Source organism: Gemmiger formicilis (assembly GCF_016900095.1).
GTDB lineage: Bacteria > Bacillota > Clostridia > Oscillospirales > Ruminococcaceae > Gemmiger > Gemmiger formicilis_A.
In genome coordinates this window covers 23,984-40,836 of the sequence record NZ_JACJJP010000030.1, presented here as the reverse complement: position 1 = coordinate 40,836, position 16,853 = coordinate 23,984, and the positions used below count along the sequence as shown (strand labels likewise).

Annotated in this window: 12 protein-coding genes and 1 tRNA gene; all 13 read right to left on the bottom strand. The window is 61.5% G+C overall.

The annotated features are described in order from the left end of the window. Window positions 1-152: 152 nt before the first annotated feature. Entirely contained in the window at window positions 153-2,081 is a 1,929-nt protein-coding gene (locus tag H6B15_RS12560) for a peptide ABC transporter substrate-binding protein (RefSeq protein WP_243424412.1), read from the bottom strand. Window positions 2,082-2,351: 270 nt separating this feature from the next. Then, window positions 2,352-3,395 carry an ABC transporter ATP-binding protein gene (locus H6B15_RS12555; RefSeq protein ID WP_204648347.1) on the bottom strand — a complete coding sequence of 348 codons (1,044 nt, stop codon included), beginning with the start codon at window positions 3,393-3,395 and terminating at the stop codon, window positions 2,352-2,354. A gap of 1 nt (window position 3,396) precedes the next feature. After that, window positions 3,397-4,410 carry an ABC transporter ATP-binding protein gene (locus H6B15_RS12550; protein WP_204648346.1) on the bottom strand — a complete coding sequence of 338 codons (1,014 nt, stop codon included), beginning with the start codon at window positions 4,408-4,410 and terminating at the stop codon, window positions 3,397-3,399. 13 nt (window positions 4,411-4,423) lie between these two features. Further along, window positions 4,424-5,500, bottom strand: a complete 1,077-nt coding sequence (locus H6B15_RS12545) for an ABC transporter permease (protein WP_345941991.1) — start codon at window positions 5,498-5,500, stop codon at window positions 4,424-4,426. A 36-nt stretch (window positions 5,501-5,536) separates the two neighbouring features. Continuing rightward, the gene (locus H6B15_RS12540) at window positions 5,537-6,448 is read right to left on the bottom strand and encodes an ABC transporter permease subunit (RefSeq protein ID WP_204648344.1); all 912 of its coding nucleotides are present in this window, start codon (window positions 6,446-6,448) and stop codon (window positions 5,537-5,539) included. Between the two features lie 383 nt (window positions 6,449-6,831). Next, window positions 6,832-8,589: a [FeFe] hydrogenase, group A gene (locus H6B15_RS12535; protein WP_204648343.1), complete on the bottom strand. Its 1,758-nt coding sequence runs from the start codon at window positions 8,587-8,589 to the stop codon at window positions 6,832-6,834. Next, on the bottom strand, window positions 8,583-10,418 hold the full coding sequence (locus tag H6B15_RS12530) for an NAD(P)-binding protein (RefSeq protein ID WP_204648342.1): 1,836 nt from the start codon (window positions 10,416-10,418) through the stop codon (window positions 8,583-8,585). Before H6B15_RS12530 ends, H6B15_RS12535 begins: the two co-directional genes overlap by 7 nt. 272 nt (window positions 10,419-10,690) lie before the next feature. Next, window positions 10,691-10,960, bottom strand: a complete 270-nt coding sequence (locus tag H6B15_RS12525; protein WP_204648341.1) for a permease of phosphate ABC transporter — start codon at window positions 10,958-10,960, stop codon at window positions 10,691-10,693. A 318-nt stretch (window positions 10,961-11,278) separates the two neighbouring features. After that, window positions 11,279-11,355 (bottom strand) — tRNA-Arg (locus tag H6B15_RS12520). Between the two features lie 84 nt (window positions 11,356-11,439). Beyond that, complete coding sequence (locus H6B15_RS12515; protein WP_204648340.1) at window positions 11,440-12,660, bottom strand: AfsR/SARP family transcriptional regulator; 1,221 nt, start codon at window positions 12,658-12,660, stop codon at window positions 11,440-11,442. Between the two features lie 174 nt (window positions 12,661-12,834). Further along, on the bottom strand, window positions 12,835-13,569 hold the full coding sequence (locus tag H6B15_RS12510; protein ID WP_204648339.1) for a PASTA domain-containing protein: 735 nt from the start codon (window positions 13,567-13,569) through the stop codon (window positions 12,835-12,837). Window positions 13,570-13,596: 27 nt separating this feature from the next. Next, entirely contained in the window at window positions 13,597-14,817 is a 1,221-nt protein-coding gene (locus H6B15_RS12505; RefSeq protein ID WP_204648338.1) for an MFS transporter, read from the bottom strand. 324 nt (window positions 14,818-15,141) lie between these two features. After that, window positions 15,142-16,803: a putative manganese-dependent inorganic diphosphatase gene (locus H6B15_RS12500; RefSeq protein ID WP_204648337.1), complete on the bottom strand. Its 1,662-nt coding sequence runs from the start codon at window positions 16,801-16,803 to the stop codon at window positions 15,142-15,144. Window positions 16,804-16,853: the final 50 nt, after the last annotated feature.

The window sequence follows — 16,853 nt, the reverse complement described above, 5'->3', positions numbered from 1 at the left end:
GAGGTTCTTTCTCTTCACTAAAGTATTTTTTATCCACCCCCAGTTGAACTGGGGGATTTTATCATGCCTATTCGGCGCCATCAAAAAACCGCCCCCGTGCCTGGCACGGGGGCGGTTCCTTATTTGCTGTTCAATCCGTTACGCTGATTGGATCAGGCAGCGGTCTTGGTGGCATGGTGGAAGTACTTGTAACCGAAGGAGTTGGTGTAGACGCCTTCCACATTGGACTTCTGCATGTAGGGGTCGTTGTAGTAGTACAGAGGCACAACAGCCCAGGTCTCCATCAGCATGTCCTCAGCCTGGTGCATCAGACCAACACGCTTGGTCAGGTCGGTCTCAGCCTTGATGCTGGCGATCAGATCGTTGTAGGTATCCCAGTTCTGCGGAGCGTAGGAAGGCACGGAGCCGGTCTCATCGGGACGGCCGAACTGAGCGTCGTTGTTGCCGGACTCGGTGGTCCACATCTCCAGCATGTTGATGGGGTCATCGAAGTCAGCCAGCCAGCCCTGACGGCAGACGTCGTAGTTGCCGGCCTTACGTTCGTTCAGGAAGACGTTCCAGGACTGGGTCTCCACGTCGACGGTGATGCCCACAGCGGCCATATCCTGCTGGATAGCAGCGCCGATGGCTTCGTTGCCGGCGCCTTCGTTGGTCAGGTAGGTGAAGGACAGCGGGGTGGAGGAGCTCAGCATGCCGTTGTCGTCAAACTCGTAGCCGGCGCTCTCCAGCAGGGAGATAGCGGTCTGCAGGTTTTCGTCGTAGGCATCCTCGCTGGGATCGAAGTAACCGACGGCCTCAGCATCGGGATAGGTGTAGCTGTCGGTGTTCTGACGGAATTCAGCACCGTTGGAGTCGCTCATGCCGGCGGGCACGAAGGTGTTGGCCAGTTCCTGGCCAGTCTGACCGATGGTGTCAACGATGTACTGACGGTCGATCAGCAGGTTGATGGCTTCACGCATGGCGCTGGCCTGCTCGGGAGTCTTGCCCTCGAACAGCTTGGAGTTCACGTTGAAGCCAACGTAGTAGGTGCCGATGTTGGTAGCGATGTAGAATTCGGGGTCGGTACCATTGTGGTTGGGGATTTCCTCATTGGGAATGGTATCGATGAAGTCCAGGTTGCCGGCCATGTAGGCGTTGTAGATAGCGGTGTCATCGGCGCTCAGCATGAACTGCAGGGTTTCGATGGAAACGCTGTCGGCATCGTAGTAGTTGGGGTTCTTGGTGTAGGTCATGCTTTCGTCATGGTTCCAAGCGGTGCAGGTGTAGGGACCGTTGGAGACGAAGCCGGCTTCCAGAGCCCAGGCGCCGGGGTTGGTGCCGTCGGTGTTGGCAGCTTCCACAGAAGCCTGCGGGACCGGGAAGAAGGTCGGGAAAGCGCACAGGCTCAGGAAGTACGGGCAGGGGCTGACCAGGGTGACGGTCAGGGTGTAGTCATCGGTAGCCTCAACACCCACCAGGATGTTGTTGGCTTCCTGCTCGGCCAGAGCAGCGTCGCTGTACACTTCAGCGGGAGTGCTGTACTCTTCGCCGGCGGCAGCGGCAGCCTCAGCGGCAGCAGCGTCGTATTCGGGGTTGGCAACCATTTCCTCGGCAATCTCGTTCTTGGCGATCAGGCCGTCGAACAGGTAGCTGTAGTCGGAAGCGGTCATCGGGTTGGCAGCACGGTTCCAGCTGTAGACAAAGTCCTTAGCGGTCAGTTCGGTGCCGTCGCTCCACTTGCTCTCACGCAGGTGGAAGGTGTAGGTCATGCCGTCCTCGGAAACATCGTAGCTTTCCGCCACGCCGGGAATCAGCTGGCCGTTTTCGTCGTAGGTCAGCAGACCCACGAAGCTGTTGACAGCCAGAACGGCGCCGTCAACGGTGGAGTTCAGAGCCGGATCCAGACGATCGGGCTCAGACGCCAGGTTGATGTACAGCGTGCTGGTGTCGGTGTTGAGCACAGACTCAGTGGACGCGGTAGCCGCGTTCTCCGAAGTCGCAGCCGCAGAGCCGCTGCCGGAAGTTGCGGTGCTGGAAGCGCCGCAGCCAGCCAGGCTGACGACCATGGCGGCAGCGAGTGCAGATGCCATGAGCTTTTTCATTGTTCTTTCCTCCTAGAATTCTATCAGAAACCCACACAAGGGCGGTTTTGCCGCTCCTGTGTGGACTCCTCCTGATACAACGCCCATTATACGTGCTGGCCGGAGCATTTGCAATGCCGATGGCCAAGCTGTTGCTTTTCAGTTACCATTTTTGGGCAGAATGCCGAATTCCGCACAGGACATTCCGTCCATCTTTGTAGGTTCTGTTATGCAATTGCCTGTCCATGGGCGACGGACAGGCAAAATTTCCCATTTATCGGGCCGCTTGTCTTACTTGTTCCAGCAGGCGACATAATGGCCGTTGCCGCGGTCGGTGAACGGAGGCATGGCCTTGGCGCACTGCTCGGTGGCGTAACGGCAGCGGGTACGGAAGGGACAGCCGCTGGGCATATGCAGCGGGCTGGGCACGTCCCCTTCCAGCACGATACGCTTGGATGCACGGGCGGTACGCGGATCGGGCACCGGCACGGCGGACAGCAGGCTCTGGGTATAGGGATGGATGGGATTGTCGTTGAGCTCGTCGGCGTCGGCCATCTCCATCATCTTGCCCAGGTACATAACAGCGATACGGTCGCTGATGTGGTGGACGACCAGCAGGTCGTGGGCAATGAAGAGGTAGGCAACGCCCAGCTTCTCCTGCAGGTCCTCAAACATGTTGACAACCTGGGCCTGGATGGAAACGTCCAGGGCGGAGACGGGTTCGTCGCAGACGATGAACTTGGGGTTCACGGCCAGGGCACGGGCAATGCCGATACGCTGGCGCTGACCGCCGGAAAATTCGTGGGGGTACCGCATGGCGTGCTCGGCGTTCAGGCCGACCAGTTCCATCAGTTCCATGACCCGCTCATGGCGTTCCTTCTTGTTGCTGCACAGCTTGTGCACGTCCAGAGGTTCGCCGATGATGTCCTCGACGGTCATGCGGGGGTTCAGGGAAGAGTACGGGTCCTGGAAGACCATCTGCATTTCCTTGCGGTAGGGCAGCATGTCCACATGGACCTTCTTGCCCATAACAGGCTTGCCGTTGGCATCCACCTTCAGCTGGCCGTTTTCGTCGTACTGTTCGCCGCTGTCATAGATGACCTTGCCGTCAAACAGGATGCGGCCGCCGGTGGGCTTGTACAGCTGGAGCAGGGTGCGGCCGACGGTGGTCTTGCCGCAGCCGGATTCGCCCACCAGACCCAGGGTTTCGCCCGGGCGGATGGCGAAGGAGACGTCATCCACCGCCTTGAGGTGGATGGTTTTGCCCAGGCCGGCACGCACGGGGAAATATTCCTTCAAATGCTCGACCTGCAAAAGGTATTCGCTGTTTGCCATCTTACTTCCCCTCCTTTGCATTCTTCACGTTGAGCCAGCACGAAGCCATGTGGTGTTCGCCCACCTGAAGTTCGGGGGGCTGTTCGCGCAGGCAGATTTTCATGGCGGAATCGCACCGCGGGCAGAAAGCGCAGCCCGCAGGCAGGTCCAGCATGTTGATGGGAGTACCGCCGATGGGGATCAGGCGTTCCTTCATGTTGGAGCCGGACGGGATGGAGCGCAGCAGGCCCTTGGTGTATTCATGGGCCGGGGCGTAGAAGATGTCGTCGGCGGTGCCGCGCTCACACACACGGCCGCCGTACATGACGATGATCTCATCGCACATGGAAGCGATGACGCCCAGGTCATGGGTGACGATGATGATGGCCATGCCCAGCTTTTTCTGCAGATCCTGCATCAGTTCCAGGATCTGGGCCTGGATGGTCACGTCCAGGGCGGTGGTGGGCTCGTCGGCAATCAGGATGTCGGGTTCGCAGGCCAGGGCCATGGCGATCATGACGCGCTGGCGCATGCCGCCGGACAGCTCATAGGGATACTGCTTGATCCGCTTTTCCGGTTCGTTGATGCCCACCAGTTCCAGCATTTCAATGGCGCGGGCCTTGGCCTGGGCCTTGTTGCGGTCGGTGTGCAGCATGATGGCTTCCATCAGCTGGTTGCCGATGGTGAACACGGGGTTCAGGCTGGTCATGGGGTCCTGGAAGATGATGGAGCAGCATTTGCCGCGGAAGGACTGCATCTTCTTTTCGTCCCACTTGGTGATGTCTTCACCCTTGTACAGGATCTGGCCGCCGGTGATGCCGCCGTTGTCGGACAGGATGTCCATGATGGAATAGGCGGTGACGGACTTGCCGGAGCCGGATTCGCCCACGATGCCCAGAATCTTGCCGGGCTCCAGGGCGAAGGAGACACCGTTGACCGCATGCACTTCGCCGCCCTTGTCGGTGGAGAAGGTGGTATGCAGGTCCTTGACTTCCAGGAGGTACTTCCAGTCCTGGTTGGTTTTTACTTCACTCATACTTTGCCCCTCCTCAGCGCTTCAGTTTGGGGTCGAACGCGTCGCGCAGGCCGTCGCCCAGCAGGTTGAAGGCCAGGACGATCAGGCAGATGATCAGCGACGGGAAGACCAGCTTCAGCGGATAGCTGTTGATACCCGCACGGGCTTCGTTGGCCAGAGAACCCAGCGAAGGCATGGGGACCTTGACGCCGATGCCCAGGAAGGACAGGTAGCTTTCGGTGAAGATGGCCGAGGGGATCTGCAGAGCCACGGAAATGATGATGACGGACAGGCAGTTGGGCAGAATGTGCTTGCGCAGGATGCGGCCGCTGGGGGTGCCGATGGTGCGGGCCGCCAGAACGTATTCGTTCTGCTTGATGGTCAGGATCTGGCCACGGACCAGACGGGCCATGCCCACCCAGTACAGCAGACCGAAGACCAGGAACAGGGCAATCATATTGGTGCCCAGGGACTGCAGCATGGGAACCTTTTCGATGACCGGCTTCAGGGTTTCGTTCAGAACCACCGAGAGCAGAATGATCATCAAAGTATCCGGCAGACTGTAGATAATATCCACGATACGCATCATGATAATATCCACCGTGCCGCCACACCAGCCTGCGATGGAACCGTAGATCAAGCCGATGATCAGCACCATGATGGAAGCCACCAGGCCGACGGCCAGGGACACACGGGTGCCGTAGATCACGCGGATGAAGTAGTCACGGCCCAGGCTGTCGGTGCCCATCACATGGGGGAAGAGCTTTTCGCCGGTTTCCTCCATGTACTGCTGTTCGCGCTGGGACCATTCGAAGGGGGCCAGGTTGGTGGCGGTCTTGTCGCGGCGGCCGTCCACGGTGACGATTTCCTCATAGCCATAGGGCACGAAGAACGGAATGATGATGATGCTGAGCAGCAGCAGGACCAGCACGACGATGCTGCCCACGGCCAGCTTGTTCTTCATCAGGCGGCGGCAGCCGTCCTTGAAGAAGGTCACGCTTTCGCCCATGACCTCCTGCTGTGCCTTTTCGTCGGCGGTGGCGGGTTCAAAATCAGCAGAGCTGAACTTGGACAGATCGATCTGGACCGAAAGAGGGTTCTTTTCGGGCATACCGTTTTCTGCGTAGGTCATTTTCTTTCCTCCTTCTTACTCCAGTTCGATGCGCGGGTCAATCAGCTTGTACACCAGGTCGGTGATCAGGTTGGCCGAAACCATCAGAATGCCCAGGAACAGGGTGGTGGCCATGATCAGGGGGTAGTCGCTGTTGTTGATGCTGTTGACGAACTGGGTGCCCAGGCCGCCGATGGTGAAGATGCTTTCAACGACCATGGAGCCGGTAATGATGTAGGCAATCATGGGGCCCACGTAGGTGACAACGGGGATCAAGGCATTGCGCAGGGCATGCTTGAAGATGACCTTGACCTGGGGCACGCCCTTGGCCCGGGCAGTACGCACATAATCCTGGCCCAGAGCGTCCAGCATGCTGGTCTTGGTCAGACGGGTGATGTACGCCATGGGATACAAGGACAGCGAAACCACCGGCAGGAAGTAGTTGGGGTTTTCGGCGCTCCACACCGGGAAGACGTTCAGCTCCACGCAGAAGACCAGCAGGAGCAGGGTGGCCAGAACAAAGCTGGGCACACCGGTGAACAGGGTGGTGAAGAAGATGATCAGCCGGTCCGGCAGCTTGTTGCGGTTCAGAGCGGCGATGCTGCCCAGAACCAGGCCGAACACAACGGCCACAGCCGCAGCCTGCAGGCCCAGCTGAGAGGAAACGGCAAAGCGGGTGATCAGGGTGGAGGTAATATCACGGCCGGTTTTCAGGGACACGCCCCAGTCACCGTGCAGGATATTGTTCATATACAGGATGTACTGCTCCCCCACCGGCTTATCCAGGTTGTAACGTGCTTCCAGCACGGCCTGGACCTGCGGACTGGGAGCCTTTTCCTTGTTGAAGGGGCCGCCGGGGATCGCGTTCATCGCGAAAAAGGTGATCAAGCTGATGATGATCACGGTCACGATCGCCAGCAACACACGTTTTACGACATATCGGGTCACGTTCGTTCACTCTCCTCATTAAATACGGGGTCCTGCAGGACCCGCGCTGGCCGCGTGTTTTGAACGGGCCGCCGCCCGTTTTCCCCGCCTGGTTCCCGTTTCGGGAAGATGCCGGTCACGGAACACGTTTGTGTGCCTTGGGCGGACACCTTACCACAAAAAAAAGGAACGACAGCGTTTGATCAAACGCCATCGTTTGAGCAAAGGAATCTTCAATAAAATATCACAAAATTGTAACGTTGTCAACTTGTCCGCCGCACAGAAAACCCCTGCCAAATGTGAAAATTTGCCCGGCGCCTGTCGGCACCGGGCAAAAAACATTGACTTTTCCCGCTGTATATTCTGTATGAACGCCCTCTTTCAGGAAGTATTTTTATTCACTTTTATTCCTGTTGGGAAGGCATTTTCCACCCAAGATGATCGGTGTGCAGCCAGGCTTCGGCCGTCTCGCTGCCGGGGGCTCCCAGGGCTTCCCGGTACAGGGCCTGGATGGCCGGGTTTTCGTGGGAGAAGCGCAGGGCACTGCCCTTGTCGATGCTGTACAGCACCTGTCCGCGGCTGCGGGCCAGTTCCTCGTCGTCGGGGCTGTGGGGCTGTCCCCCGCCGCCGGCACATCCGCCGGGACAGGCCATGACCTCCACAAAATCGTAGTGTACACGGCCGGCGCGCACCGCCTCGATGAGTTGCCGGGTGTTGCCCAGACCGCTGACCACCGCCGTTTTCACGGTGGCCCCGCCCAGGTCAAATTCCGCTTCGGTCCAGCCGGGAGCGCCGTCGGCGTTGCCCCGCACCGCCCGGAACGCTTCCGGCGGCGGGTTCTGGCCGTTGACCATATGGTAGGCGCTGCGCAGGGCCGCTTCCATGACCCCGCCGGTGGCCCCGAAGATGACCCCCGCCCCGCTGTACGGGCCGAGAATGGAATCAAAGGCTTCCTCGGCCATCATCTCGGGATGCAGATGCTCGGCACGGATCATCCGCACCAGTTCCCGGGTGGTCAGGGCCAGGTCCACATCCCGCCCGGCTTCGGTATGCATGGTGGGCAGGTCACACTCGGCCTTTTTGGCCACGCAGGGCATGATGGACACGCTGTACACCTGGTCCGGGCGTACCCCGATCTTGGCGGCCAGATAGTTCTTGGCCACCGCCCCGAACATCTGCTGGGGGCTCTTGGCGCTGGACAGGCGGGTGGTCATGTCCGGGTAATGGCCCTTGAGGTACCGAACCCAGCCGGGGCAGCAGCTGGTGAACATGGGCAGGAACTGGGTCTCCCCCGCCTTGAACCGGTGAAGGAACTCGGTGGCTTCCTCCATGATGGTCAGGTCGGCGGAAAAGGAGGTGTCAAACACATAGTCGAAGCCCAGCGCCCGCAGCACCGCCGCCATCCGGTTGACGGTGGCCTTTTCCGGGGGCAGACCCAGGCTTTCCCCCCAGGCGGCACGCACCGCCGGGGCGATCTGCACCACCGTGACCAGGTTGGGATCGGCCAGGGCGGCGAAGGCTTTTTCGGTGTCGCTGCGTTCCCGCAAGGCACCGGTGGGGCAATGGGTGATGCACTGACCGCAGAGCACACAGTCGGATTCCTTGATGCGGCGATTGTGGCTCACATCCACCCTGGTGCGGCTGCCGGTGCCGGACAGGTCCCACACGTTGACCCCCTGAACCTTATCGCACACCTGGATGCAGCGCATGCACTTGATGCACTTGTTGGTGTCCCGGTAGAGGGGAAAATCCTTGGGCCACTGGGCGCGGGCGCCGGTGACCAGGTCCCGGGGATAGGGATTTTCCAGGATGCCCAGGTCGTTGGCGATGTTTTGCAGGTGACAGTTGCCGCTGCGCAGGCAGGTGGCACAGTGGCAGTCGTGCTGGGAGAGGATCAGTTCCACGTTGATCTTGCGGGTACGGCGCACCCGGGGGGTGTTGGTGCGGATGACCATGCCTTCAAACACCGGGTTGTTGCAGCTGGGAACCAGGTTGCGCTCCCCCTCGATCTCCACACAGCAGACCCGGCAGGCGCCGATCTCGTTGAGATGTTTGAGGTAGCACAGGTGAGGGATGTCCACCCCGGCGGCCTTGGCGGCTTCCAGTATGGTGGTGTGTTCGGGCACGGCCACGGCCTTGCCGTTGACGGTCACGTTTACCATTGGGTCGTCCTCCCTCCCTTGAAGATGCCGTAGCCGAAGTGGTCGCACCGCAGGCAGCGGCTTGCTTCCTGCATGGCCTCCTCCTCGGTCATGCCGCAGGTGGCCAGGGCAAAGTCGGTCCTGGATTCCAGCGGGTTGCGGGCCTTGAGCTGGATACGGCCGCAGGGCGGCGTGTTGGACAGCCGGGCCGGCGGTATCTGCACATCGCAGCGGATGGTGTGGGCAAAGCCCAGGAAACTATCGATGTTGGCGGCGCCCACCTTGCCCGCCGCCACCGCCCGGATGACGGTGGCCGGACCGGTGACCGCGTCGCCCCCGGCGAAGACGTTGGGGGTGCCGGGCACATAGCCGGACAGATCAGCCTTGAGGGCGCCCCGGCTGGTGCCGATGCCGCCCTTTTCAAAGTTGTCGGATTCGATGCGCTGACCGATGGCGATGATGAGGTAATCACAGGGGATGCGGAATTCCCGCTCGGCAGCGTCCCGGGGACCGGGGCGGCCGTCCCGGCCATAAGAACCGATAATCTGGGGCTTGGTCCACAGGGCTGCCACCTTGCCGTTCTCGTCGGCCTCGATGCGGTGGGGCGCCTGCAGGGGCAGGATCTGGCAGCCTTCGGCCTGGGCGTCGGCGATTTCTTCCGGCAAGGCGGTCATATCGTCGATGCGCCGGCGGTAGACACAGGTCACGCTCTCGGCTCCCAGGCGGATGGCCGTGCGGGTGGCGTCCATGCTCACGTTGCCGCCGCCGATGACCACCACCCGCTTGCCGGTGAAGTCCAGAGGCCGGCCTTCGCCGCAATCCCGCAGGAACTCCACGGCGGAAAGGACGTTTTCGCTGTCCTCTCCGGGCAGGCCCAGCTTTTTGTCGGCGTGGGCCCCGATGGCCACGTACAGGGCATCATAATCCCGGCGCAGCTGTTCCACCTGGATGTCGGTGCCGATGCAGACGCCGGTTCTGACCTCCACCCCGGTTTTGAGAATGTAATCGATATCCTTCTGCAGCACTTCCGGCGGCAGGCGGTAGTCTGGAATGCCGTAGCGCAGCATGCCGCCCAGACGGTCCCGCTGTTCAAACACCGTGACGCTGTGGCCCATCAGCTGCAGATAGTAGGCAGCCGTGAGGCCGCTGGGGCCGCCTCCCACCACCGCAATCCGTTTGCCGGTGGCTTCGGCGGGCTTGGGCGGGGTTTCGTCCCCGCAGTGGTCCACCGCATACCGCTTGATGCCGCAGATGTTGATGGCGTCGTCCACCAACCGGCGGCGGCACTGCTTTTCGCAGGGGTGTTCACACACATAGGCACAGGAATACGGGAAGGGATTGTCCTTGCGGATCAGGTCCACCGCGTCCTGGAAGCGGCCTTCCCGCACCAGGGCGATGTAGCCGGGGATATCCACATGGGCAGGGCAGACGGTGACGCAGGGCACCGGCTGCTTGAGAGAACAGATACAGCGGCCTTCCCTGGCATGGAGCTCGTAATCTTCCCGAAAGCCCCGCACTCCTTCCAGCACCATGGCGGCGGCTTCGTAGCCGATGGCACAGTCGGCGGAATCCGCAATGGCGGCCGCCGTGGATTCGATGAGATCAATGGTACCTTCGGGGGCGGTCTGGTCCAGCACGCTCTCGATCAGGGTTTCCAATTGGGACAGGCCGATGCGGCAGGGCACACATTTGCCGCAGGTCTGGGCATGGCACAGGCGCAGAAAGTTCAGCGCCAGGTCCACCGGGCAAAGTCCCGGCGGGTTGGCGGCCACGCGGTGCCCCATATCGCGGCAGAGGTCCTGTACGACCTGCTGGGCGCGGTCCGGGGTTTCGATGGACAGTCTTCGCATAGATAAAATCCTCCGTTGCAAGCCGGAAAAAAGGGGCCTCCCGGCTCTGGCTCTGAACAGCGGCACAACCATAACCGCCGTCACACTGTTTCCAGTATAGGGGATTTGGGCAAAAAGTTCAATAAATTTTTAACACGTTCATAATTATTTTGCAATATGGCGGATTCCGATGTGTTTTGAGGGGGCGGATTGAAAAAAAAGGCGGCTCCCCTTCCCACACAATGCGGGCGGAGAGTCGCCTTTTCTGAATTATTCATAAGAATGAGTTCCGGTTATTCTTCCGATTCCGCCGCTTCCCGGGCTGCGGCAGTCAGCTGCTCTTCCCGCCGGGTCTGCATGACCACGTGCAGGAATTTGGCCATCAGCGGTACATAGGTGGTGGCAAACACCACCAGCGCCCCAAAGGCAACCTGGCGGCGACGGCTGCGGGGCACTGCCAGCCCCAAAAGCACCCCTATGGCGCACAGACAGAACTTGACCAGGGCCAGATCCTTCCAGCTGCTCTGTTTCAGATACCGGTCTGCATAGGTAAACAGTTTCATACCATCAACCTCCCTGCGCGGCACACCCCGCGCTTTGCCCCGCCCCGGACCGGGCGAGGGTCCTTCTGTGCCCAGTGTAACACAACGGGAGTTTTGCCGCAATGCCGGATAGCAACAAAAAAAGGTTTCCCATTTCTGGGAAACCTTGGTGCGCCGGAAGGGGCCCCTCTGCCCGCGCTCTCTCCCACAGTCCGCTGGACTGTGGGACCCGGCCGGGACGAAAACCGGCCGGACGAGCTGTTCGAGTCCCTTCCGGGACAAACGGACCGCCTTCCGGACGATAGCAACAAAAAAAGGCTTCCCATTTCTGGGAAACCTTGGTGCGCCGGAAGGGACTCGAACCCCCGACCTTCTGATTCGTAGTCAGACACTCTATCCAGCTGAGCTACCGGCGCAAGTGCGAGTATTATATTACCAGACCGCACCCCAGATGTCAAGGATTTTTCTAAACTTTTTTTGTCATTAAATTCCGAAATCGCTCATTTTTTGTTCTTGCCCCCGCGAGAGCGGTGCGAGAACCGGGGAATGGGGGGATTTTCCGGGGTGTGCAGGCGATACGTCAGCAGATATCCGTCGTGTTCGGGGCGGCGGTAGAATTCGGCGCGCACCCGCTCCATGGGGCTGCTGCCGTCGGAGGCCATGCCCCCCAGCAGCAGTACAAACCGGGTGTCGCTGTAGCGAGCCACCACGTCGCTGCTGCGCAGGGTGCGGCAGAGCACGTTTTCCAGCACCCGCATGACGGCGGCGGTGCGGGAGGCCCCGGGACGTGTGACCGGAGGCACAATGCTCACCGTGACCAGGAACAAAGAAAAGTCATACCGGGCCCGCATGCGCAGCTGTACCCGGCAGATGCTGCGGAAGGTTTCGTAGGCACACAGGTAGGCACCGTCGGCGCCCGGCTCCGTCACCTCCCGCAAAATGTGTTCCAGGTCGGTCTCCATGGCCAGCTCGCTCTGCTGCATCCGCTTGTAACTGCCGTTCAGGTTGCGGTTCCGGCTGTCGCCGTGCAGGCAGCCGGATTCCGAAGCGCGTCGGGTCAGGTCCTCGGCTTCCTCGGTGCGGCCCATGCTTTCCAGGGCCAGAATCTGCTCCACATACAGACGCTCGTCGTAGGGGTCTGCCTTCAGGCCGCAGCTGCTCAGCTCCACCACCTTGGCATACTCCTCTTTTTCTTTGTACACTTCCATCAGGGCAAACAGGGTGTCCTTATACAGGTTGTGCAGCCAGACGCGCTGGCGCTCCACCCAGGGTTCCCCCGCCGAATCCGGCAGAAGACGGCCGGTATACCGGGCAATGATATCCCGGTACAGTCCGGCCCGGATATCGGCGTCGGGTTCGGCGGCCGCCTGCTCGGCCAGGCGACGGATGGTAAAGATATCCACCTCACAGTCCAGGGCAGTGTTCCACATATAGGTGCCCCGCCCGGTGAGGATGCAGTTTTCCAGAATCGGGTCTTCCTTGGCGGCCATGATGCGGAACCGGTGCATCACCGCCCGCAGGGACATATCGGCATCGCCCGCGTTGCCCCACAGGGCGGTGGTCAGCTCGCCGTGGGTGGCGGGACGGCCGTATTGCAGCAGCAGATACTGCACCAACAGCTGAATCTTGCGTGACTGTGCCATGCCCGCCAGGACCGGGCGGCCGTCGAGAGTAATCTCGAACTTGCCAAGCAGGGTGATCTGAATTTTTGGCTGTGACATGGATTGGCACTCTCCTCTTCTTACCGGCCGGAGCCATGACTTCCGATACTCAGGTTGTTACAAGTATACGAAAAACAACGAATTTTTGCAAGGGAAACGGCACAAAAAAACCGTCCGTTCGGCAAGAAACAGACGGTTTGTCCTATTTTTGATCTTGCGGGAGCAAGCAGCCGCTTATCCCACGTACAGATACACCTGGGAAAACACCCGCACCAGTGCCCCGGCATAGGGGTCCTGGGACCGCACGGTGCCTTCGGTGGTACCGGCAGGGCGCACCACGGCGGTCAGGCCGCGCTCCTGCAGACGGCTGCGGGCCTCGGCCAGGGACAGTCCCGCCAGATTGGGCACCTGACGGTTGGGGTCCGGGATGGGCCGGGCCACCACCGCCTTGACCATCTGCCCGGCGGCCACCGGTTGCCCGGCAGCGGGCTCGGTGCGCACCACGGTATAAGGATCAATGGTGTTGTCGTGGAGAAATTCCACCGCCACGGCCACCCCCATGTCCCGCAAGGTCTGCAGGGCCTGGTCCCGGTCCTCCCCGGTCAGGTCCGGCACGGTGAGCCACTGGGTGCCCAGGCTGACGCTGACGGTGAGGGTTTGCCCCTTCTTGACCGTGCGGCCGGCGGCGGGCTGCTGGGCACAGACCTGCCCCGGTTCCACCGCCGGGTTGTACACTTCCTCCCACACCAGGTGCAGACCGGTGCTTTGCAGGTCGGCTTCGGCCTGGTCCCGGGTCATCCCGGCCAGGTCGGGGATGGTCACATCCGCCCGGCGGGAAAACAGCGGGTTGGTGCTCTGGCCTAAAATATGCCACACACATCCCGCCGACACCAGCACCGAAAGCAGAGCCAGCAGGGCAAACACCCGCAGCACCGTCAGGCGCGGGGGATGAAGTCCGGTTGCGGTCATGGGAATCTCTCCTTCCCTGTTATGGAATCAAAGTTGACGGCGTCCCACCGCCCGGATGCCAACCACAACACCCGCGGTCAGCAGCAGCGCTCCCAGCACCACCAGCCCGGCCCCGGCGCTGCCCGCCAGGTCCCCGATCCAGCCGGTCAGGGGGGAAGCGGGAATCATGAGCAGGCTGTAGGCCATGCTGTCCACGCTGATGAGGGTGGCGCGGCGGTCGCTGGGGAACCAGTCGTTCAGCCGCTTGCGGGCGTGCAGGGACCAGATGGTGCCGAACATGGCAAACCCGGCCCCGCCGGCCACCGCACCGGCCAGGGGCGCGGCGCCCATGGCCAGGGTGCACAGGCCGCATCCGGCGGTGCAGATGGCATACAGCCACCCCAGACGCCGGGGCTGCAGCCGCCCGCCGATCCAGCAGCCCAGGGGATACCCCACCTCACAGACCATGAGCACCACACCCAGCAGGGCGGTGGGCAGGCCGATGTCGGTCAGGCGCTGCTGCAGGTACATGAGGGTGAGAAAGGCGGGCAGGTCGATGAAGGCCCCCGCCAGAATATACCGCACCACCCGGGGACTGCGGCGCAGAAACTCCACCGTTTCGGCCACATGGGTGCGCAGGCTGGCGGGCAGTTCGGCCAGCAGGGTACACAGCGGCGCGGCCCGCCGGGCCTGCTGTTCCGGGGTAGCGGCGGGCTCATACAGCCCCGCGGCCGTCACGGTGCGCAGCAGGCTGATTCCCAGATCCACCAGGTAGAAAGCGGTGAACCCCAGCACCCCGGTGAGGGCACCGGCCAGCTTGCCCAGGGCGGCACCGGCGGTTTCCACCTGGGTGGTGATTGTCTCCACCGTCAGGAAGCGCTCGGATTGCCCGGCTTCCTTCAGGCTGTCGTAGACCAGGGCTTCCTGGGTACCGGAAACCAGATTGTAGGCCAGGGCGGACAGGGCCATGGAGGCGCAGACCCAGAAGAAATTCTGTTCAAAGGCCATGAGCAGGGCGGACAGGGCCGCCGCCACTCCGGAAAGCGCCAGCACCCGGCGGCGGCCCAGCAGATCGGCCATCATGCCGCTGGGGACCTCGGCCAGCAGGCTGACCACATGGAAGACGCCTTCGGCGGCGCCGACCTGCCACAGGCTGTAGCCCCGGGCGACCAGCAGCGCCACCCAGACGGCGCCGGTGATATTGAGGGTGAGAACAAAGGAATAGGTATAGGAGCACCGCAGCTGGCAGCGCAAAGCATTTGGATTCATAGTCGGAACACCTTTCGTTATCAATTACAGAATGGACAGGTGTTCCCTTTTATGCCGGGATGGATAAACAAAAACGCGCCCCGGCCAAACGCCGGAGCGCGGAAAGGTTCCGTCACAGCGTCTGCCGAACAGGGCGCGGCAGACCGCACCCGGCTAAAAAAGGGTACACTTCTAGACGGAACTGCTTATTTGTTGCCTTTAACCTGGTACAAATTACACAGTGCCCATCCCATGGGGTGTACTCCTTTCCGCCAAACGGCAAACTTGTAATACGGACAGTATACCACGGACCGCCCCGGCCACGCAAGAAAAAGTTGCACAGGCTCAGAAATGTTCCTGCTGGGCCTGGAGCGCCGCCATCAGCGGCGGGATCAGCTGCTTTTTGCGGCTGACCACACCGGGCAGCACGGCCTTGCCGTCCTTGGGCTCCACCCCGAAGGCGTCCCGGACGATATTTTCGGCCCCGTGGCCGCAGAACATCAGGTCGGTGGCCTGGTTCTGCATATCGGTGAACATATAGAAGATCATGGGCAGACCTTCCCGGCCGATGGCTTCGGGCAGGAAGGGCCCCACCAGCTCTTCGGCGGCGGCGCGGGAACGGGCGGTCATGTAGCTGGACTGGCCCACGCCGAACTTCACATCGCCACGGCTGAACACCTTGAAGTCGGAGAGGAAGACCTCCTCGGCGGTGCGGCCGGTGAGGTCGGCGCCGGCTTCAAACATCTGCTCGGCGTAGGTGGGGATATTCACCTCCGCAATGACGGCCAGGGCCTCGGCGGCGGACTTGTCCAGCGGGGTGGAGGTGGGCGACCGGAACATGAGGGTGTCGGACAGGATGGCCGACAGCAGCAGCCCCGCAATCTGTTTGGGCGGGGTGATGCCGTGTTCGCCGTACATCCGCCAGACAATGGTGGCGGTGCAGCCCACCGGCTCGTTGCGGAAATACACCGGGCCGCCGGTTTCCAGGCTGCCGATGCGGTGATGGTCGATGATCTCCAGGATTTCGGCCTGCTCCAGACCGTCCACGGCCTGGGTGCGCTCGTTGTGGTCCACCAGAATGACCTGCTTGCGGTGCAGGTTCAACAGGTTCCGGCGGCTGACCACACCGCAGTAGCAGCCTTTTTCGTCCAGAATGGGAAAATACCGGTGACGGACGCTGGCCATGATCTTGCGGGCATCCTCGATGGGGGTGTTGACGCTGAACTTGAGCAGGTCTTCCCGGCGCATGAAATGGCGCACCGGGGCGGCGGTGGAGACCAGCCGGGCGGCGGCGTAGGAATCATAGGGCGTGGTAATGACAAAGCAGCCCTTCTCCTTGGCGCGGGCCAGGATGGTGCGGGGCACCGCGGCGCCGCAGCAGACCACAATGCACCCGGCGCCGCAGTCGATGGCGCACATCTGGGTTTCGTACCGGTTGGTGACCAGCACCAGGTCCCCGGGGCCCACGTTGTCCTCCATGACTTCGGGGCTGGAACCGATGAAGATCCGCCCGTTGGTGATGCGGGCGTCCGGGTCACCGGCCAGCATCTCCCCTTCCAGGGTTTCCAGCACGTTGCGGTAGCTGGTGTTGGCCGAAGCCAGCACCTCGGTGTCGAACAGGTCCATGTTGGCGTTGGCAATGTCCTTGACGGTGATGAGGCCCAGCAGCTCCTTGGCGTCGTCCACAATGCACAGGGTGTCGATCTCCACGTCGCGCATCATGTTCCAGGCGGCGCGCACGCTCATCTCTTCCCCAATGCCGGGCTGGCGGCGGATGTCGATATCCTTGATTTGGGGGCTGAGATCGGTGCACAGGCGGGGCGCATCCACCCCGAAATACTTGAGCACAAAAGCGGTTTCCCGGTTGGGAACGCCGGCACGGCGGGCTTCATAGGTGGCGCCGCCCAGCTTGTTCTTCAGCCAGGCGTACGAAATGGCGGAACAGATGGAGTCTGTGTCCGGGTTCTGGTGTCCGATAATATTGACCTTGCGGCGGGTGTTTGCCATAGTAAAACCCCTTTCCCTTCCCTGCGGGAACGCCTTGCGTCCCCGGGCTT